This window comes from Cytobacillus depressus, assembly GCF_008923245.1.
In the GTDB taxonomy this organism is placed as follows: domain Bacteria; phylum Bacillota; class Bacilli; order Bacillales; family Cytobacillaceae; genus Cytobacillus; species Cytobacillus depressus.
The window spans coordinates 16,981-37,378 of the sequence record NZ_WBOS01000003.1; the positions used below are offsets into that span (position 1 = coordinate 16,981).

Annotated in this window: 20 protein-coding genes; all 20 read left to right on the forward strand. The window is 42.8% G+C overall.

Annotated features, from left to right (window positions below; translation table 11 throughout):
- Positions 1 to 73: 73 nt before the first annotated feature.
- The 20 genes from F7731_RS08970 to F7731_RS09065 all read left to right on the forward strand — a co-directional run bounded on the left by F7731_RS08970 (position 74) and on the right by F7731_RS09065 (position 20,083).
- Complete coding sequence (locus F7731_RS08970; protein ID WP_151534452.1) at positions 74 to 1,117, forward strand: L-threonylcarbamoyladenylate synthase; 1,044 nt, start codon at positions 74 to 76, stop codon at positions 1,115 to 1,117.
- 657 nt (positions 1,118 to 1,774) lie between these two features.
- Positions 1,775 to 2,326, forward strand: coding sequence for a manganese efflux pump MntP (locus tag F7731_RS08975; RefSeq protein ID WP_151534453.1), 552 nt, complete (start codon positions 1,775 to 1,777; stop codon positions 2,324 to 2,326).
- A gap of 135 nt (positions 2,327 to 2,461) precedes the next feature.
- Positions 2,462 to 2,896: a low molecular weight protein arginine phosphatase gene (locus F7731_RS08980; protein WP_170289665.1), complete on the forward strand. Its 435-nt coding sequence runs from the start codon at positions 2,462 to 2,464 to the stop codon at positions 2,894 to 2,896.
- Positions 2,897 to 2,945: 49 nt separating this feature from the next.
- Positions 2,946 to 4,241 carry a methyl-accepting chemotaxis protein gene (locus F7731_RS08985; RefSeq protein ID WP_151534454.1) on the forward strand — a complete coding sequence of 432 codons (1,296 nt, stop codon included), beginning with the start codon at positions 2,946 to 2,948 and terminating at the stop codon, positions 4,239 to 4,241.
- Positions 4,242 to 4,526: 285 nt separating this feature from the next.
- Positions 4,527 to 4,967 carry a ribose 5-phosphate isomerase B gene (gene rpiB / locus F7731_RS08990; RefSeq protein ID WP_151534455.1) on the forward strand — a complete coding sequence of 147 codons (441 nt, stop codon included), beginning with the start codon at positions 4,527 to 4,529 and terminating at the stop codon, positions 4,965 to 4,967.
- Positions 4,968 to 5,033: 66 nt separating this feature from the next.
- On the forward strand, positions 5,034 to 5,606 hold the full coding sequence (locus F7731_RS08995) for a TIGR01440 family protein (RefSeq protein ID WP_151534456.1): 573 nt from the start codon (positions 5,034 to 5,036) through the stop codon (positions 5,604 to 5,606).
- Between the two features lie 336 nt (positions 5,607 to 5,942).
- Complete coding sequence (locus F7731_RS09000) at positions 5,943 to 7,184, forward strand: serine hydroxymethyltransferase (RefSeq protein WP_151534457.1); 1,242 nt, start codon at positions 5,943 to 5,945, stop codon at positions 7,182 to 7,184.
- 370 nt (positions 7,185 to 7,554) lie between these two features.
- Positions 7,555 to 8,184 carry a uracil phosphoribosyltransferase gene (upp, locus tag F7731_RS09005; RefSeq protein ID WP_151534458.1) on the forward strand — a complete coding sequence of 210 codons (630 nt, stop codon included), beginning with the start codon at positions 7,555 to 7,557 and terminating at the stop codon, positions 8,182 to 8,184.
- Between the two features lie 292 nt (positions 8,185 to 8,476).
- Positions 8,477 to 9,625, forward strand: a complete 1,149-nt coding sequence (gene wecB / locus F7731_RS09010; protein ID WP_151534459.1) for a non-hydrolyzing UDP-N-acetylglucosamine 2-epimerase — start codon at positions 8,477 to 8,479, stop codon at positions 9,623 to 9,625.
- A 461-nt stretch (positions 9,626 to 10,086) separates the two neighbouring features.
- Positions 10,087 to 12,321, forward strand: a complete 2,235-nt coding sequence (locus F7731_RS09015) for a S8 family serine peptidase (protein WP_151534460.1) — start codon at positions 10,087 to 10,089, stop codon at positions 12,319 to 12,321.
- 270 nt (positions 12,322 to 12,591) lie between these two features.
- A complete protein-coding gene (locus F7731_RS09020; protein ID WP_151534461.1) occupies positions 12,592 to 12,813 on the forward strand; it encodes an AtpZ/AtpI family protein in 222 nt (73 codons plus the stop codon).
- Positions 12,814 to 12,817: 4 nt separating this feature from the next.
- Positions 12,818 to 13,192, forward strand: coding sequence for an ATP synthase subunit I (locus tag F7731_RS09025; protein WP_151534462.1), 375 nt, complete (start codon positions 12,818 to 12,820; stop codon positions 13,190 to 13,192).
- Positions 13,193 to 13,213: 21 nt separating this feature from the next.
- Positions 13,214 to 13,924, forward strand: a complete 711-nt coding sequence (atpB, locus tag F7731_RS09030) for a F0F1 ATP synthase subunit A (protein WP_151534463.1) — start codon at positions 13,214 to 13,216, stop codon at positions 13,922 to 13,924.
- 76 nt (positions 13,925 to 14,000) lie between these two features.
- Positions 14,001 to 14,213, forward strand: a complete 213-nt coding sequence (gene atpE / locus F7731_RS09035) for a F0F1 ATP synthase subunit C (RefSeq protein ID WP_023613579.1) — start codon at positions 14,001 to 14,003, stop codon at positions 14,211 to 14,213.
- 214 nt (positions 14,214 to 14,427) lie between these two features.
- Positions 14,428 to 14,940, forward strand: coding sequence for a F0F1 ATP synthase subunit B (atpF, locus tag F7731_RS09040; RefSeq protein ID WP_151534464.1), 513 nt, complete (start codon positions 14,428 to 14,430; stop codon positions 14,938 to 14,940).
- Positions 14,937 to 15,473 (forward strand): F0F1 ATP synthase subunit delta, encoded by a 537-nt coding sequence (locus F7731_RS09045; RefSeq protein ID WP_151534465.1) that lies wholly within the window; start codon positions 14,937 to 14,939, stop codon positions 15,471 to 15,473. Before atpF ends, F7731_RS09045 begins: the two co-directional genes overlap by 4 nt.
- Before the next feature lie 24 nt (positions 15,474 to 15,497).
- Positions 15,498 to 17,006, forward strand: coding sequence for a F0F1 ATP synthase subunit alpha (gene atpA, locus F7731_RS09050; RefSeq protein ID WP_151534466.1), 1,509 nt, complete (start codon positions 15,498 to 15,500; stop codon positions 17,004 to 17,006).
- Between the two features lie 138 nt (positions 17,007 to 17,144).
- Positions 17,145 to 18,002: a F0F1 ATP synthase subunit gamma gene (locus tag F7731_RS09055; RefSeq protein WP_151534467.1), complete on the forward strand. Its 858-nt coding sequence runs from the start codon at positions 17,145 to 17,147 to the stop codon at positions 18,000 to 18,002.
- A 230-nt stretch (positions 18,003 to 18,232) separates the two neighbouring features.
- Complete coding sequence (gene atpD / locus F7731_RS09060; RefSeq protein WP_151534468.1) at positions 18,233 to 19,654, forward strand: F0F1 ATP synthase subunit beta; 1,422 nt, start codon at positions 18,233 to 18,235, stop codon at positions 19,652 to 19,654.
- A 21-nt stretch (positions 19,655 to 19,675) separates the two neighbouring features.
- Positions 19,676 to 20,083 carry a F0F1 ATP synthase subunit epsilon gene (locus tag F7731_RS09065; RefSeq protein ID WP_151534469.1) on the forward strand — a complete coding sequence of 136 codons (408 nt, stop codon included), beginning with the start codon at positions 19,676 to 19,678 and terminating at the stop codon, positions 20,081 to 20,083.
- The last annotated feature ends 315 nt before the right edge of the window (positions 20,084 to 20,398 follow it).

Below are 20,398 nucleotides of genomic sequence, written 5' to 3' on the forward strand. Positions count from 1 at the left end.
TTTCAAAAGTAATTAGCATAGAAATCAAGGATTAATCAATAAAATTCAAGGTAGTAAAAGAAGGTGGAACCTTATGAATACAAAAAGGTGGACAGTGGATAAATTTGTGGATGATCTTCATAGTTATCCACAAATTGCACAGGCCGCTAATCTTTTAATAAATAATGAAGTTGTTGCCTTTCCGACGGAAACAGTTTACGGGCTAGGCGGAAATGCGGAAAATGATGAAGCGGTAGCGAAAATATTCGCGGCGAAAGGCCGGCCGAGTGATAATCCACTTATTATCCACATTGGGGAAGAACGCCAGCTTCATGCGTTTGTGGAGGAAATCCCCGATCAAGCGAAGCAGTTAATGAAGGAATTCTGGCCAGGCCCGCTTACCCTTATTTTTAAAAAGAAAGAAGGGAAGCTTTCCGATCAAGCAACGGCTGGCTTATCTACAATTGCCGTTCGCATGCCTGATCATCCAGTTGCGTTAGCGATTTTAAAAAGCTCGGGCCTTCCAATTGCTGCTCCAAGTGCCAACCGTTCAGGCAAGCCAAGTCCGACAACGGCAGACCATGTATTCGAGGACTTGAATGGTAAAATTGCCGGAATTGTAGATGGCGGCCCAACTGGAGTCGGGGTAGAATCGACAGTTTTGGATTGCACGGAGCCCGTTCCTGTTATTTTAAGGCCCGGTGCAGTGACAAAGGAACTGCTCGAATCGGTTATCGGCAAGGTGGAAATCGATGCTGCTCTGCTAGATGCGGATCAAGCACCGAAATCCCCCGGCATGAAATACCAACACTACGCCCCAGACGCGCCTCTTCATTTAGTAGATGGGTCAAAGGAAGTAATCCAGAAGCTTGTGGATAAAAAGAAGGAAGAAGGATTATCAGTTGGTGTGTTGACAACTGAAGAAAATAAACCGTTTTACCAAGCAGATTATGTCTTTGCTTGCGGACAAAGAGCGGATTTAGAATCTGTTGCGAGCCATTTATACGATGCTTTAAGAACATTTAATAACACAAATGTGGATATCATTTTCAGTGAAATGTTCCCATATGAAGGCGTTGGTACTGCTATCATGAACCGCCTCATGAAGGCCGCAGGACACCGTGTCATTATAGGATAAGCCGTCTCCTTGTGAGATGGTTTTTTAATGTCTAGCTCCACAAGGAACGCTTCGGCAGCATAATCATCGCACGAGTAAAAGCGCTAGCTTTTAGGAGGAGCGCCTACCCCCGACGTACAGGACGTACTAGTGTCGACAATGCGACAGGACATGGAAAGCTTCGTCAGCGGCACATCGCACGACTCAAAAGTGTAGCTTTTGGGAGGACGTCGCGTTTTTGTCGACCTCGAGGTCATAAGCCAATCAGTCAAGAAGGTTAAAGAACAACCTTCCCGCCTGCTTGTCTTATGCTTGTCGGGGGTGACCACTAAGGAAAGCTCCTAAGAATAATCTTCGCAGGAACAATCCGCTCTTTGATTGTTCCGAAGGCGCTTACGCTTTTCCCTTTTTCCACAAGTTATCAACAGGTGTTTTGTGGATAATGTGGGTAACTTTATGTGTGGCTTATTTTTTCGGCTTCTGATTTGTAAAAGAACCTTAGTAACAGGAGGAGAAGCCCTTCCAGCAAGCTGTAAATCTTTGCGCAAGTTTGCTAAAACTTATCCATTGAAATCAATGATCGCCGCACGAACGGTTGTCCCTTTTCTCTATTTTTCCCATTCTAAATCCACTTGGACGTGCATATGTTGAAATTAGCAAGTCCAAGGAGGAGAAGAAATGACAGGAATGTACGGAGAAATTGTAACACTCACTTTAATGGCATTCGCCCTAGCGATGGATGCTTTTTCAGTGGGACTGGGGATGGGAATGTTTAATCTCCGCCTTAGACAAATATTTAATATCGGGCTTACCATCGGAATTTTCCATGTGTGGATGCCCCTCTTTGGAATCCTTGCAGGGAAACTATTATCTGTTCAATTCGGTGCCATCGCAACGTACGTGGGCGGAGGGCTGCTTCTCATATTAGGTATACATATGTGCATGTCAGGCTTCAGTAAGGAAAAAAACAGCATCATTACGCCTGCCGGATGGGGATTAATGATATTTGGCTTTAGCGTAAGCTTAGACAGCTTTTCAGTTAGTTTAACCCTTGGAATTTACGGTGCTAAAACTGCTTTAGTTCTTACTTGCTTCGGGATCACCGCAACGATTCTCACATGGCTAGGGCTCCTCATTGGCAGAAAAGTCCAAGGCTGGCTAGGCTCATATAGCGAAGCCCTCGGCGGCTGCATTCTCTTTGCCTTTGGACTGAAGCTTTTACTGGGATAGGAATGGACAAGGAATCTGTCCTCCTATCCCTTTTGGTTGTTTTGGGAAAGTTTGATTAATTTTAATAATTTTTCACATTGACTACTATTGAATCTAGGAGGTTTGTCTTATAATGGGAAGAAAGGAGGCGTTAACTTGACTCGAATCTTATTTGTTTGTACGGGGAATACGTGCAGGAGCCCGATGGCTGAGGCCATATTAAAAAGCATGGGGATTCCTGGAGTTGAGGTGAAGTCTGCAGGCGTCTACGCTCAAGATGGAGGCGACGCGTCGGAAAATACACGAAAGGTTCTTACGGAAGAAGGAATTAACATCGATCATCAATCATCGATGTTAAACGAAAGCTTAATCAATTGGACAAGCTGTATTTTAACAATGACTGAAAGCCATAAAGCTGCAGTTATTCACATGTTTCCACAGGCAACAGGAAAAATATTTACACTGAAAGAACTAGCTGGCACAACAGGGGATCAGGACATCTCAGACCCATTCGGAGGACCGCTCGAGGTTTATCGAAAAACTTTCATTGAAATGAAGGCGGCAATAGCCGATATAATCAATAGAATATAAAATGGGGTTTTTATTGTGATTTAAGCAATATCTGTTCAGGGGGATAACAATGGGAGAGAAGCATAAGTACAAATTCGGTTTGCGAAGGAAGCTCGTTTTATTTATTACGATTTTAGCCGTTATTACCTATTCAACAAGTGCGTTAGTTATTTACTTTTTATATCCATATATTAAAGATTCCTTACATATAAATGAAGGTCTATTTACAACCATAACATTAAGTTTGGGGATCATTTGGTCTTCCATCCTAGCCTTCTTCGCTGCGGGTTTCATTTCGAAGCCGCTGCAAAAGCTGGAGAAAATGGCTTTGAAAGCTGCGCAAGGGGATATTCAAGAGGATGTAGAATTAGCAAAATCGGATGATGAAATTCGCTCTCTTGGTGTTGCGTTTAATGAAATGCTCGGAAATTTAAGAGAAATGGTGCATCAGATAGATGAGAACTTCCGAGAAACGAATGAAAAGGTCATTGCTATCTCAAAGGAATCCTCCTTTGCCGCTGAGCAAGCCAATTCAATTGCAAGAACGATCAACGAAATCTCCATCGGGGCTGACAACTCTGCCATCGCGATTCAATCAACAGCGGAATTGGTTGAAGATGTGATTTGCATGGCTGAAGATGTACAAACGAAAGCGAAGGCATCAGAACGTGTTTCGAGTGAAATGGTCCAGGATCTTCACGACTCGAAGAAAATTATCCATTCCCTCGTTTCCGGCATTGAAAGACTAGCAACTGAAAATCAAAAATCACTGCAAACGGTTATTCGTTTAGAAGAAAATGCAAGAAAAGTAGAACAAATTATTCAGCTTGTCGGTGATATTGCTGCTCAAACGAACTTGCTTGCGTTAAATGCCTCCATTGAAGCCGCGCGCGCAGGAGAGCATGGCAAAGGCTTTGCTGTCGTCGCGAATGAAGTAAGAAAACTCGCTGACGAAAGCGCCAAAGCCGTTCAAGGCATCTCTGAATTAATTGCGAACATCCAAGATGAGGTACAAAATGTCGTCAAGCAAATCTCAGAGCAAGTAGAAACGGCCAATAGCGAAGCGAAAAAAGGCACAGAAACGAATCAAGTCATCGAAGAAATGACGAAAACAGTCAATGAAATGGCCTCATTCGTTTCCGCCATTACAGACTTAGTCGACCGCCAAATGGAAAGTATCCAGCATACATCCACCCAATCTCAGGAAGTAGCAGCCATTGCGGAAGAAACATCGGCCGGCGCCCAAGAAGTCGCAACTGCCACCGACCATCAAAACGAAGTCATGTCCAACGTCGAAACGCTCGCCAACGACTTGAAAGAGCAAGCGGAAAAGTTGAAAAATACGATAACACGATTTCAGATTTAATAGGATTTATGGAGGGAGTCTCTATTGAGAGGGGCTCTCTTTTTGATTTGGATGGAAGGCTTTTGGGACGAATACTATGGAATGTTCATGGAGCATGTTTCCGATCGATGCCTCGTAAAACGCTCACTATGATTTTAACCTTTAATCGCATTTTTAAAAAATCTTACAAAGGTCATGCTTTTGCTCACAACAATATTATCGTCTGCTTGCACACTTCTCATTCTTTATGCCAAAATAAAGGCATATTCAAAAATAAGTATTGTTTATCAAATAGGAGGATTAACAATGAAGGTTGCAATCGCTTCGGATCATGGTGGCGTGAATATTCGTGAAGAAATTAAAGGGCTTATGACAGAAATGGGCATCGAGTTTGAAGACTTCGGCTGTGAATGCGGAACATCTGTCGATTATCCGGATTATGCATTACCTGTCGCTGAAAAAGTAGCGAATGGTGAATTTGATAAAGGAATCCTTATTTGTGGCACGGGCATTGGCATGAGCATCGCGGCAAATAAAGTAAAGGGCATTCGTTGTGCGCTCGTCCATGATATGTTCAGTGCAAAAGCAACGCGCGAACATAATGATAGCAATATGCTGGCGATGGGAGAACGTGTCATTGGCCCGGGGCTTGCTCGTGAAATCGCAAAAGTATGGCTCACAACTGAATACGAGGGCGGACGCCACGAAAATCGTGTGGGCAAAATTAAAGAATACGAAAATCAATAATGATCGGGTGTTGCTATTATTTCGGCTGCAGCCAAACATCCGAAGCTTCCGAAAGGGTGAGCTTTTATGTCAGAAAATATTCAAGAATGGCAAGAGCAGCTAAACAAGATTATTCAAGAATTTGGCGAGCAGGTGCCATTAAACGAGCGGCAAATTCTTTTAGTTGGCTGCAGTACAAGTGAGGTTGCAGGGAAGAAAATTGGCACAGCAGGTACCGAGCAAGTAGCAGAGATGATTTATACAAGCCTAAAACGTTTTAGTGAAAAAACAGGCGTTGCTCTCGCTTTCCAATGCTGTGAACATTTGAACAGAGCTTTAGTAATCGAGAGAGCAACAGCTGAGGCAAAAAATCTCGATGAAGTTAGCGTAGTTCCCGTTCGTACAGCCGGCGGTGCGATGGCGACTTATGCCTTTGGACACTTCCAGGATCCGGTAGTCGTTGAACATATAAAGGCTGATGCGGGAATCGACATTGGTGATACGTTAATCGGAATGCATTTAAAACATGTAGCCGTCCCAATTAGAACAACGCAGAAAATGGTCGGAGAGGCGCACGTGACTCTTGCTAAAACAAGACCAAAGCTAATCGGCGGGGCAAGAGCGGTCTATGAGAGAAAGATAGAAAATGAATCTTGCTAGAAAAGCGGAAGCGCCTTGCTGGGAGAACATCGACTAATAGCCACCACGTCCTCCCAAAAGCTATACTTTTGGTCGTGCGATGTGTCGCTGACGAAGCTTTCCTTGTCCTGTCGCATTGTCGACACTAGTACATCCTGTACGTCGGGGCTAGGCGCTGTAAGCTAGACATAGGATAGGAGGAAAGCCCTGCTTAATGTAGGGCTTTCCTCTTTTAAATCAGTGATGAATATTTTCTTCTTTTCACTAGCAAAACGTGATAAGATATAAAAGAATTTTCAAAATTGGACTAATTACATTTTTTTGAAAATAGCTGTAGGAAAAAGGGAGGCAAATAGGATGAAGCATTTAGCAAAACAAGATGAGCTCGTTTTTAAGTCTATTCAAGATGAGCTTGGGCGTCAAAGATCAAAAATTGAATTAATAGCTTCTGAGAACTTTGTTAGTGAAGCGGTTATGGAAGCACAAGGATCTGTCCTTACAAATAAATATGCAGAAGGATATCCTGGCAGACGTTATTACGGCGGCTGTGAGCATGTGGATGTTGTGGAAAACTTAGCTCGTGACCGTGCGAAGGAAATTTTCGGCGGAGAGCATGTCAATGTACAGCCACACTCTGGTGCACAAGCGAACATGGCTGTATATTTCACCATTTTGGAGCCAGGCGATACAGTTCTCGGCATGAACTTATCTCATGGCGGTCACTTAACACATGGCAGCCCTGTAAACTTCAGTGGTGTTTTATATAACTTTGTTGAGTACGGTGTAGATGAAGAAACTCATTTGATTGATTACGATGTTGTCCTTGAAAAAGCCCGCGAGCATAAGCCAAAGCTAATCGTAGCTGGAGCAAGTGCATATCCACGTGCTATTGACTTTAAACGTTTCCGTGAAATTGCTGATGAAGTCGGAGCCTATTTAATGGTCGATATGGCTCATATTGCTGGTCTTGTTGCAGCTGGCTTACATCAAAACCCAGTTCCTTATGCAGATTTTGTTACGACAACAACACATAAAACCCTTCGCGGCCCACGTGGCGGTATGATTATTTGTAAAGAAGAATTCGCGAAGAAAATTGATAAATCGATCTTCCCTGGCATTCAAGGCGGTCCTTTAATGCATGTCATTGCTGCGAAGGCTGTTTCATTTGGAGAAGCTCTTCAAGAAGAATTCAAAACATATGCTAGCGATATCATTTCAAATGCTAAGCATCTGGCTGAATCTCTTCAAAAAGAAGGTATCAATCTAGTTTCTAGCGGCACAGATAACCATTTACTATTAGTAGATTTGCGTTCTCTTGGCCTAACTGGAAAAGTAGCTGAAAAAGTGCTAGACGAAGTCGGCATTACTGTTAACAAAAACACAATTCCATTCGATCCTGAAAGCCCATTTGTAACAAGTGGAGTCCGTATTGGTACGGCAGCTGTGACATCACGCGGATTCGGCGAAAAGGATATGGAAGAAATTGCAGCAGTCATCGCGCTTACATTAAAAAATCATGAAGACGAAGGCAAGCTGGAAGAAGCAAGAAATAGAGTAGAAGCTTTAACAAGCCAATTCGTTTTATATCCAGAAAAATAATAATTTTGTTAAGGTCAGTTCCCGTTTTGACGGGGGCTGGCTTTTTAGTTTTTTAACGAAAATCCTTTCCATGCCGTCTCCATGATTCCCCCAATTAAATTTCTTTTTGAATATTCCTTAACAATTTACAAACTAAGTTGCTCTGTGAAAAGTTTTTCTGTAAAATTAGACGAAGTGCAAGCTGAAGAAAATGGTCGAAAAGTAGAATAGCTTCTTTATGGAGGCTAATCCTATGGAGGAAATGAGCAGATTTTTTAAGGGATTACTAAGTGATTTCGAAAAAATCCAGGCACAAATAGCCAGGGGCGACTTTAATTAATATGATGAGGCTAGTCATACATTTTGAAAGAATAAAAGGAGAGATTTTTACATGGCAAAGGTATACGTATTTGATCACCCGCTGATCCAGCACAAACTTACATACATTCGTGATAAAGAAACAGGGACAAAGGATTTCCGCGAGCTTGTTGATGAAGTAGCCACTTTAATGGCATTCGAAATTACGCGCGATATGTCGTTAGAAGAAGTTGAAATCGAGACACCGATCGGCTTAATGAAATCAAAAGTTTTATCAGGGAAAAAGATCGGAATTATCCCGATTCTTCGTGCGGGAATCGGCATGGTTGATGGCATCCTGAAGCTAATCCCTGCAGCTAAGGTTGGTCATGTTGGATTATACCGCGATCCAAAAACTTTGCAGCCGATTGAATATTATGTGAAGCTGCCAAGCGATGTGGAGGAAAGAGATTTTATCGTCATCGATCCAATGCTAGCAACAGGCGGCTCAGCTATTGAAGCTATTAATTCCTTGAAAAAGCGCGGCGCCACACATATTAAATTCATGTGCCTTGTTGCTGCTCCAGAAGGGGTTAAAGCACTTCAAGATGCTCACCCAGATGTTGATATTTACATCGCTGCATTAGATGAAAAGTTAAATGACCATGGCTACATCGTTCCAGGACTAGGAGATGCTGGCGACCGTTTATTTGGTACGAAGTAAGGTTGTTTGTTTTAAATAAATTAGCTATGCTAGTAGTTGCTGTTAGTATATAACCTAATTTTCGACGCACAGGACGTGCTAGTGCCGACGAAGATATCAGGACGTGGCGTTTTTAGTCGGCCTTCATTAACCAACTTTAGCCATATGCGTACATATAAACGGGTTTTATTCCAAAAAAAAATGTAGAAAACAAGTACCCATATCGCAGGCTGTACGACAGCAAAACTTTTATCAGAAAAATAATCACCCAATTTTAGCCAACAAGCAAAATGAGGGGGAGGATGGTGTAGAAATGAATCGCCCAATTAAGGTGATGACAATTTTCGGTACAAGGCCAGAGGCAATCAAAATGGCTCCTCTTGTACTTGAATTGCAAAAGCACCCTGAACATTTTGAGTCAATCGTTACAGTAACGGCCCAGCATCGGGAAATGCTAGATCAGGTTCTGCAAATTTTCGGCATTACGCCAGATCACGATCTGAACATTATGAAGGACCGTCAAACATTAGTTGATGTTACGACTCGTGGTCTTGAAGGTCTTGATCGTGTAATGAAGGAAACGAAGCCTGACATCGTGCTGGTCCATGGGGATACAACAACAACCTTCATTGCAAGTCTAGCGGCTTTTTACAACCAAATTGTTGTTGGCCATGTTGAGGCGGGACTTAGGACATGGAATAAATATTCTCCATTCCCTGAAGAAATGAACCGTCAGCTGACTGGTGTAATCGCCGATTTACACTTCTCACCGACAACGAATTCGGCTGAGAATTTATTAAATGAAAATAAACCAAGTGAACATATATTTATTACTGGAAACACGGCGATTGATGCGCTGAAAACAACGGTTAAAGATGAATATCATCATGAGGTTCTTGAGAAGATTGGCACAGACCGATTAGTGCTTCTCACTGCTCATCGCCGTGAAAATTTAGGCGAACCGATGAGAAATATGTTTAATGCGATCAAGCGTTTAGTTGATGAGCAAAAGGACATTCAAATCGTTTACCCAATGCATCTTAACCCATCTGTTCGTGAAATTGCACACGAAATCCTTGGGAATGATAACCGTATCCATTTAATAGAACCGCTAGATGTCATTGACTTCCATAATTTTGCTGCTAGAGCCCATTTAATTTTAACGGATTCAGGCGGTATTCAAGAGGAAGCACCAAGCCTTGGAGTTCCAGTTCTCGTCTTGCGTGATACGACGGAAAGACCTGAAGGAATCGAAGCGGGGACATTAAAGCTTGCTGGCGTCGAGGAAGAACCTATTTATGAGATGGCGACTCAGCTTTTAACCGACTCAGCCGAGTACGAAAAAATGGCCAAAGCCGTGAATCCATACGGAGATGGAGATGCTTCTAGAAGAATTTGTGAAGCGATCCGCTTCAATTTCGGCCAAATAAAAGAACGTCCAGAAGAATACAAACCACAATAAAGTGAAACTTCATTCAGTGGGGGGCTTTTTCCCAACTGAATGTTAGTTGAACCAATCGGGCCTTTACGGTCTGTTAGATCCCACACTAGAAGTGGGGGTCTTACAGACCGTTAATCTGCGATAAAAGTGAGAAAGCTGATCCTAATAAAGGATCAGCTTTTTACTTGTCTAGCTACAGCGCCTACCCCCGACGTACAGGACGTACTAGTGTCGACAATGCGACAGGACGTCGCGTTTTTGTCGACCTCGAGGTCACAAGCCAATCCACCCAGAAAGGTAAAGTACACCTTTCCGTGTAGATTGTCTTGTGCTTGTCGGGGGTGAACACTAAGGAAAGCTCCTTAGAATAATCAACGCAGGAACAATCCGATCTTTGATTGTTCCGAAGGCACTTTCGCTTTTCTATATCTCGCATATTTTTCCTCTAAAAAGAAAACCCTATGAAAAAAAGGGTGATTTCCATGAGAAAAAGAACCATCATCATAACGCTGATCCTCTTATTTTTTCAATCAACCACCTATGCTGAAACACTCAATCACCCTCCCATTCCAAAGGAATCTTCAAATACGGAAAAAGTATCGATTATTGTTTTAGAAAAAGCAAAAAGCGAGCAAGAGATAAAACGTCTCGTAAGTAAGAATCCAAACCTGCAATTAAGGCATATTTACAAATATGCTTTTCACGGGTTTTCCGTTAAGGGGAAGCAGACGGATATTGATCGGCTGTCCAAAATGGTCGGTGCCTCGATTGCTTCCCCGGTCAACACTTATAAGGTACATGCCGAGGAAAGTGTCAAAATGATCGGTGGGATGGAGGCGAGAGGTTTATTTGATGCGAAAAATCAGCGCTTGACGGGAAAAGGGGTGAGGGTTGGCGTAATTGACACAGGAATCGATTATACCCATCCCGATTTAAGAGTGAATTATGGCGGCGGCTATGATTTAGTTGATCAGGACGATGATCCAATGGAAACCGTTCCTTCTCAAGGGGATAGCACTCTCCATGGAACACATGTGGCGGGCATTATTGCAGCGAACGGAAAAATTCAAGGCGTCGCTCCCGAGGCGACCATCATTGCGTACCGGGCTCTCGGTCCTGGCGGGAGCGGGACGACAGAGCAAGTGATTGCCGCGATTGATCAGGCGATTAAGGACAAGGTTGATATTTTAAACTTATCGCTCGGCAATAATGTGAATGGTCCCGATCTTCCTATTAGTATGGCTTTGAATAAAGCGGTAGAACAAGGAATTACGGCTGTCACATCCTCGGGAAATTCCGGTCCGAATAGCTGGACGGTCGGTTCCCCGGGCACTGCCTCAAAGGCGATATCAGTCGGCGCCTCCACTCCATTAATGAATATTCCTTATGTCGATGTGGCAGGGCAAAGGTTAAGGCTGGAACCGCTGCAGGGATCTGTGGAATGGGATTTTACAAAGCCGTATGAAATCGTCTTTGCGGGGTTAGGAAAAAAAGAAGAATTAAAGAATGTGAAGGGGAAAATGGTGCTGCTTGAAAGAGGGGAGCTTACCTTTACTGAAAAAGCACTGAATGCTCACAAAGCCGGAGCGGAGGCGGTATTAATTTACAATAATACGAAAGGGACTTTTTTCGGCAATTTAGAGACGGATGTGTCGATTCCCGTAACCGCCTTATCTAAAGCGAACGGGGAAAAGATAAAGAAAGAACTGGCAAATAGCAGACTATTTGCAAGAACACTATTAATGGAAGAAATGGATGTGTTGGCAGACTTTAGCTCACGCGGCCCGGTAACCGCAACTTGGGAAATTAAGCCGGATGTCGTCGCCCCTGGTGTTGCCATTAATAGCACGGTGCCCGGCGGCTATTTGCCCTTGCAGGGAACAAGCATGGCTGCCCCACATGTGGCGGGAGCATGTGCACTCATTAAGCAAGCTCATCCAGAGTGGGGTCCTGAAGAAATAAAGGCTGCCCTTATGAATACAGCCAAGCCGATTGTGAATCGGAAAGGTGAGCGCTATCGATCATTCGAGCAAGGTTCGGGAAGAATTCAAATTGAAAAAGCATTAAGAACCAATACACTCGCCATGCCTGCTTCTCTTCAATTTGGCAAGTTCCAACTCGCAGACCGTATGCATGAGCATAGCGGCTTTGTAACGATTAGAAACATTAGCTCTCAAGGCCAAACCTACTCATTTTCTTTGCCGTACGCGGAAAACGGGCTCAGATGGAGATTCCCCTTATCGTTTTATTTACAACCAGGGGAGCAAAAAAGAGTAGAAATCAAGCTTTCCGTCGATCCAAAGCAGTTAAAGAAGAAAATCTATGATGGCAGCATAACATTACAGGCAGGATCACAAACAATCTCCTTGCCTTATCTATATGTTTTAGAGGAGCCGAATTACCCGCGGGTGATGGGATTTGGTCTCGGAAAAGGTGATAAGAAGGATTCCTATCGATATGAAGTGTATTTGCCTGGAGGAGCAGAAGAGTTTGGGATCGCGATGTTTGAAGTAGACAGCCTTCGATTTATCGGATTTATAGATTGGAAAAGAAATATCGGCAAAGGACAGCTGCTGGAGGAAATAAATAATGACCAGCTTCCAGAACCTGGCATATATATTGTAAAAGTATTTGCCAAAAAAGCAGGAAAAGAGGATTCTATTGAATCGTATTTGTTCATTGAGCAAAGTGGACAAATCACTGTTCAAAGTAAATAAATAAAATTAGAGCATAGCAAATCTATGCTCTTTTTTCAATAGATTTGCCACTTTTTAATTGTGAAAAAAGTGTGAACATACCACATTTCCCTCTTTTTGTTAGTGACTATTTTCACTATAAACACGTTGACATTGACATGCCCCTATTGTATGCTTACAAAGGATATAATGATAGGGTTTTCAACACAGTTTCCCAGTTATTTTATCTGTTATATAGCATGATAAAACAGCCCTATTTTGTTCTCTTTTTGATGGAGAGGATGTGTTTTCATGCGTCAAAAAAACCACAGTCCATTCGTGACAATGGGCTTAATGTCTGCTATTCTTTCCCAATTAGTAGGATCGATTTTAATTGGTGTTTTTTCTGGAAGATGGCTAGACAGCAAGATGGGTACTGAGCCGCTATTTCTCATTGTCGGATTAATGCTCGGTTTGACTGTGGGAATCATTGCTATGCTGAAATTAATCCAACATTTTTTTTCAGGAGAATAACACCATGCCAGAATTAAAATTGATGTATATCAGGCAACGGAAATACATGTTTTTGCTGCTATCCGTCTATGTTCTCGGCTGGGGATTTACTTCTTATCAATCTATTTTTCTCGGCCTTATTTTAGGAACAGCTTTGAGCTTGTTCAATTTATGGCTGATGGCCAGAAAAGTAGACCGGTTTGGAGAAGCGGTAGCAAAAGGGGAAAAGGTGCATTCACTTGGGATGATTTCGCGAATGGCTACAGCAGTGCTTGCAGTCATGATCGCAATGAAATACCCGGAGAAAGTTCACCTTATTAGTGTGGTTATAGGATTAATGACATCCTATATTGTCATTATGATAGATTATTTTCTTCACTCCATTCATTTACATAAATAGCGGGAAGAGAGGTGAATACTATTGCATCATGAAGCTCCTTTAGTAGATTTTATGGGCTTAACCTTTAACTTAGCAAATATTTTGATGATCACAATTGCAAGTGCTATTGTTTTCATTATCGCCGTACTTTCCACTCGTCGACTGTCCATGAAACCAACGGGAATGCAAAACTTCTTCGAATGGATAATGGACTTTGTGAAAAATATTGTGAATAGTACGATGGATTGGAAAACAGGCGGCAGATTCCATATTCTAGGAATCACATTATTGATGTATATTGCTATTTCCAACTTTTTGGGGCTTCCGTTCTCAGTTGTCATTGATGATAAATTATGGTGGAAATCACCTACAGCTGACCCGGTCATTACCCTAACATTAGCAACGATGGTTGTTGCGCTTTCACATTTTTATGGAATTAAGCTGAAAGGTATTAAAGAATACGGCCGTGACTATTTAAGACCAATGCCGTTCTTATTTCCTTTAAAAATTATTGAGGAATTTGCCAATACCTTAACACTTGGCTTACGTCTTTACGGGAACATTTTTGCAGGGGAAATTCTCCTCGGTCTTCTTGCTGGAAGTCTAGCAACTGGGGTAGGCGGAACCATTGCCGCAATTATTCCAACACTTGCATGGCAAGGATTCTCAGTTTTCGTCGGTGCCATCCAAGCATTTATCTTCACCATGTTAACAATGGTTTACTTGGCGCACAAAGTGAGTCAAGACCATTAATATATACCTGTTCATTATATGAACAAACACGATTAAACAATTAATTATTTATACAATTTTAAGGAGGAACACAATAATGGGTCTTTTAGCAGCAGCAATCGCAATCGGTCTAGCAGCACTTGGAGCTGGTATCGGTAACGGTCTTATCGTATCAAGAACAGTAGAAGGTATCGCACGTCAACCAGAAGCTCGCGGTATGCTTCAAACTACAATGTTCATCGGGGTTGCGTTAGTAGAGGCGATTCCTATCATCGCAGTTGTTATCGCGTTCATGGTAATTGGCGGTTAATAACTGGTAAAAAAAATGTTCCAAAAATGGCGAAGATCATTCAATAAGAACCTTCGCCTTTCCTTTATGTCTAATATTCCTTAATAAAAGTTAAATATTTATATGACAGTTAAAAAGGGGCAGAGAAGGTACAATGCAGAATTCGGCTAACCCGCCAATTTTTGCGAGTCTCACTTCCACCTCTGGCCTCTAGAATGAAGGGAGTGAATCGATCGTGTTAACTAGCAGCTTAGTATTAGGTGTGAAATTTAACGGCGGCGATATTATATTCCAGCTTGTTATGTTTGCTGTATTGCTTGTCTTGCTTAAGATATTTGCTTGGGGTCCATTAATGGGCATCATGAGACAGCGTGAAGAGCATGTAGCAGGTGAGATCGAAGCAGCTGAACAAAGCCGTCAAGATGCGAAAAAGCTATTAGATGAACAAAGAAATCTATTAAAAGAAGCACGTGCTGAGGCACAAGGCTTAATTGAAAGCGCGAAGAAGCAAGGCGATCTGCAACGTGAGGAAATTATTGCAACAGCAAGACTTGAGTCTGATCGTATAAAGGAATCTGCGAAGCTTGAAATTGAACAGCAGAAAGAAAAAGCGGTTACAGCCATTCGCGAACAGGTGGCTTCTCTATCTGTGTTAATTGCATCTAAAGTAATCGAGAAAGAATTAAGCACAGAAGACCAAGATAAGCTTATTAACGAATACATTCAAGAGGCAGGAGAAGTGCGATGACAGGCTCCACAGTAGCAAAACGCTACGCGTTGGCTCTTTTCCAGCTTGCAAATGAACACCAGCTTCTTGATCAAATAGAAGAAGAGCTTCGTGTAGTTAGAGAAGTAGTAAACTATAACTCCGAGTTAAAAGCAGTGTTAAAGTCTCCTAAGCTTCCATTAGAGAAGAAGAAAGAGATGATCAAGGATGCTTTTGCATCTCTGAACACATATGTGTTGAACACACTAATGATTTTAGTAGAACGCCATCGAGAAGATTATATTTCCGATGTAGTCGATCATTTTATAAGCCTTGCAAATGATGAAAGAGGCATTGCAGAGGCGACTGTTTATTCCATCCGCCCGTTATCTGGGGTGGAAAAAGAAGCTTTATCTGCAGTATTTGCAGCTAAAGTGGGCAAGCAAACACTTCGTATTGAAAATATTATTGATTCTAATTTACTCGGCGGCATTAAGCTTCGAATCGGAAACCGAATTTTCGACGGCAGCCTGCGCGGGAAGCTAGATCGTCTAGAACGTCAATTATTAGGCTAAGATTCGTAGATAGGGGTGAAACTCATGAGCATCAAAGCTGAAGAAATCAGTGCGCTGATAAAAAAGCAAATCGAAAACTATCAGTCGGAAATTCAAGTGAGTGATGTAGGTACAGTTATCTCTGTTGGTGACGGTATCGCTCGTGCTCATGGCCTCGACAATGTCATGGCTGGAGAACTTGTTGAATTTTCAAACGGCGTTATGGGTATGGCGCAAAACCTTGAAGAAAGTAACGTCGGTATCATTATTTTAGGGCCTTTCACAGATATCCGTGAAGGCGATGAAGTACGCCGTACAGGACGCATCATGGAGGTTCCGGTTGGGGAAGAACTAATCGGACGCGTGGTGAACCCTCTTGGACAGCCAGTTGATGGCATGGGTCCAATTAACACAACAAAAACACGTCCTATTGAAGCAAACGCTCCTGGTGTAATGGATCGTAAATCTGTACACGAGCCGCTTCAAACAGGAATTAAAGCGATTGACGCATTAGTGCCAATCGGACGCGGACAACGTGAGTTAATCATCGGTGACCGTCAAACAGGTAAAACATCTGTAGCGATCGATACAATCCTTAACCAAAAAGATCAAGACATGGTTTGTATTTACGTAGCAATCGGACAGAAAGAATCTACTGTTCGTAATGCAGTAGAAATGCTACGTAGAAATGGTGCATTAGAGTACACAATCGTTGTGACTGCTTCTGCATCTCAGCCAGCTCCATTATTATTCCTTGCTCCATATGCTGGGGTAACAATGGGTGAAGAGTTCATGTACAACGGCAAGCACGTGCTTGTAGTATATGATGACTTAACAAAGCAAGCGTCTGCATACCGTGAGCTTTCACTATTATTACGCCGTCCTCCAGGCCGTGAAGCTTATCCGGGGGATGTATTCTACCTGCACAGCCGTTTACTAGAGCGTGCAGCGAAATTAAGTGATGCAAAAGGTGCTGGTTCAATCACAGCATTACCATTTATCGAAACACAAGCAGGGGACGTTTCTGCTTATATTCCAACAAACGTAATTTCCATTACTGATGGACAAATCTTCTTACAGTCTGACCTATTCTTCTCTGGTGTTCGTCCAGCGATCAACGCAGGTCTTTCTGTATCACGTGTAGGTGGATCCGCACAAATTAAAGCGATGAAAAAGGTTGCAGGTACACTGCGTCTTGACCTTGCTTCTTACCGTGAGCTAGAATCATTTGCCCAATTCGGTTCTGACCTAGATAAAGCAACACAAGCGAAATTAAACCGTGGTGCCCGTACAGTAGAGGTTCTAAAGCAGGATCTAAACAAGCCGTTAAAAGTTGAGAAACAAGTAGCCATTCTTTACGCTCTTACTCGCGGCTTCCTAGATGATATTCCTGTTCACGATATTCGTCGTTTCGAATCTGAGTTCCATTCTTGGTTAGACCATAACCGCAAAGAGCTGTTAGACCAGATCGTTACAACTAAGGATCTTCCTGCTGATGACGATATGGCTGCTGCGATTCACGAATTTAAGAAAACATTCGCAGTATCTGAATAATAGAGTTTAATTTAGTCCTCGATTTTTTTAAAACGAAGGCGTCTCTATAATAAGGTCTGACAATAGGAAAGCAGCAGTGCCTAGAAAGTTCTAGGTGCTGCCTGCTTGACATTCTTTGAAAAAGGGTGGTGAGAACCTGTGGCATCATTACGCGATATAAAATCTCGTATTACTTCAACGAAGAAAACGAGTCAAATTACGAAAGCAATGCAAATGGTATCTGCTGCGAAAATGAGCCGTGCAGAAATGAATGCAAAATCATTCGTTCCCTACATGGAAAAAATTCAAGAAGTTACTGCCTCTATCGCACTTGGAAGCAAGGATGCAGGCCATCCGATGCTAACAAGCCGCCCGGTGAAAAAGACTGGATACTTAGTCATCACGTCTGATCGCGGATTGGCTGGTGCTTTTAACAGTAACGTTTTAAGGCATGTATACCAAACGATTAAAAGTCGTCATAAATCAAATGATGAATATGCAATCATTGCCATCGGCCGCAACGGACGCGACTTTTTCAGAAAGCGCGGCATGAATGTCATTCTTGACATTGTTGCTGTCCCTGATCAGCCTGAATTTGCGGAGATTAAAGACATCACGAGCAAAACAGTCGGCATGTTTACAGACGAAACATTTGATGAATTATATATGTACTATAACCACTATGTCAGCGCAATTCAACAAGATGTAACAGAGAAGAAGCTCCTGCCGCTTACGGATATCTCGACTTCTGGCAAGCTTACATCTTATGAATTTGAACCATCAGCTGAAGAAATTCTAGAAGTATTGCTCCCTCAATATGCGGAAAGCTTAATTTATGGAGCCCTTTTAGACAGTAAAGCATCTGAGCATGCTTCGCGGATGACGGCAATGAAAAATGCCACGGATAATGCGAATGAGCTTATTAACTCACTAAGCCTTGTCTACAACCGTGCCCGTCAGGCAGCGATTACGCAAGAAATTACTGAAATCGTTGGTGGAGCAGCTGCGTTAGAATAGTTTTAAAGCTTAAATATATAACCTTGAAATGAGACAAATGTCTAGCATAGGCGCCGGCATAATTGATCAATCCTCCCTGAAAGACAAAGTCCAGCTTTCCGAGAGGTTTGTCTTGTGCTATGCCCAACGTTGGAGCTCAAAGGAAAGCTTCTCCGAAAAGACATCGCAGGAACAATAGTCTTTTGATTGTTCCGAAGGCGCCTAGCATTTCTTTATTAGGAGGGAATAAGATGAACAAAGGACGCGTTCTTCAAGTCATGGGTCCAGTTGTTGACGTAAAGTTCGAAAGCGGACAACTACCTGAGATCTATAATGCATTGACAATCCATAATCAAGCGCGTAACGAATCTGAAGTTGAAATCAACTTAACCCTTGAAGTTGCCCTTCATTTAGGTGATGATACCGTTCGTACTATCGCGATGGCTTCTACTGACGGCTTAACGCGCGGAAGTGAAGTAATCGACACTGGTGGTCCTATCTCTGTTCCAGTTGGGGACGTTACACTTGGTCGTGTATTTAACGTATTAGGTGAAAATATTGACCTAGATGCGCCAATCCCAACAGATGCTCGTCGTGATTCTATCCACAGAGAAGCGCCGAAATTTGAGCAGCTTTCAACAGAAGTTGAAATTCTTGAAACTGGAATTAAAGTAGTAGACCTTCTTGCTCCATATATTAAAGGTGGAAAAATCGGTCTATTCGGTGGTGCCGGTGTTGGTAAAACCGTTTTAATCCAGGAATTAATCAATAACATCGCTCAAGAGCACGGCGGTATTTCCGTATTCGCTGGTGTTGGAGAGCGTACACGTGAAGGTAACGACCTTTATCATGAAATGACAGATTCAGGCGTTATTAAGAAAACAGCAATGGTATTCGGTCAGATGAACGAGCCGCCTGGCGCACGTATGCGTGTTGCTCTAACAGGTTTGACAATGGCAGAATACTTCCGTGATGACCAAGGACAAGACGTTCTTTTCTTCATGGATAACATTTTCCGTTTCACACAAGCAGGTTCTGAAGTTTCTGCCCTACTAGGCCGTATGCCTTCTGCGGTAGGTTACCAGCCAACTCTTGCTACTGAAATGGGTAGACTACAAGAGCGTATTACTTCAACAAACGTTGGTTCTGTTACATCGATCCAAGCGATTTACGTTCCAGCCGATGACTATACGGATCCGGCTCCGGCAACAACTTTCGCTCACTTAGATGCAACAACTAACCTTGAGCGTAAGCTTTCTGAGATGGGTATCTACCCAGCTGTGGATCCGCTTGCTTCAACTTCTCGTGCATTGTCACCTGAAATTGTTGGAGAAGAGCACTATCATGTGGCTACTCAAGTACAGCAAACATTACAGCGTTATAAAGAATTACAAGATATTATCGCAATCCTAGGTATGGATGAGCTTTCTGATGATGATAAGCAAACGGTTCACCGTGCGCGTCGTATCCAGTTCTTCTTATCACAAAACTTCCACGTTGCTGAACAGTTTACTGGTCAACCAGGTTCATACGTACCGGTTAAAGAAACAGTTAGCGGTTTCAAAGAAATTCTTGAAGGAAAATATGACCACCTTCCAGAAGATGCGTTCCGTCTTGTTGGACGAATCGAAGAAGTTATCGAGAATGCCAAGAAAATGGGCGTAGAGGTCTAATTTCGGTCAGGAGGGTAAAAAATGAAGACGATTAAAGTCAGTGTTGTTACTCCCGATGGCCCGGTGTATGAATCAGATGTGGAAATGGTAAGCACGAAAGCGGGAAGCGGTGAGCTCGGTATTTTACCCGGCCATATTCCAATGGTTGCACCGTTACAAATTGGAGCCGTCCGTTTAAAAAACGGCGGAAAAACAGATTTCGTAGCAGTGAGCGGCGGCTTTCTTGAAGTTCGCCCTGACAAAGTCACGATTTTAGCACAATCAGCTGAACAAGCAGACGCCATCGATATCGATCGTGCCGTCCGCGCCAAGGAACGCGCCGAACAGCGCCTAAACGACCAAAAGCGCGACAACGTCGACTTCAAACGCGCCGAACTATCTCTTCAGCGTGCCATCAATCGTATTAAAGTTTCGGAAAAACATTTTTAATCACAAACACCCCTCAGTGGAATGCTGGGGGGTGTTTTTTTAGGTTTTGGAGTGAACAGTAGCACGGGGAGGAGGGGCCAAGAGCTCGTTTTGGTGAGAGGCGATGGAGAACGGTAATATGAGAGGTTCATGGAACGTGTTTTTGTTATAGTTGATGGAAAATGGTAACTATGAGAGGTTCATGGGCTACGTTTTTGTTATAGTTGATGGAAAATGTTAACTATGAGAGGATCATGGGCCGCGTTTTTGTTAAAGCAAATGAAAAATGGTAACTATGAAAGGTTCATGGAGCGTGTTTTTGTTAAAGTACGTGGG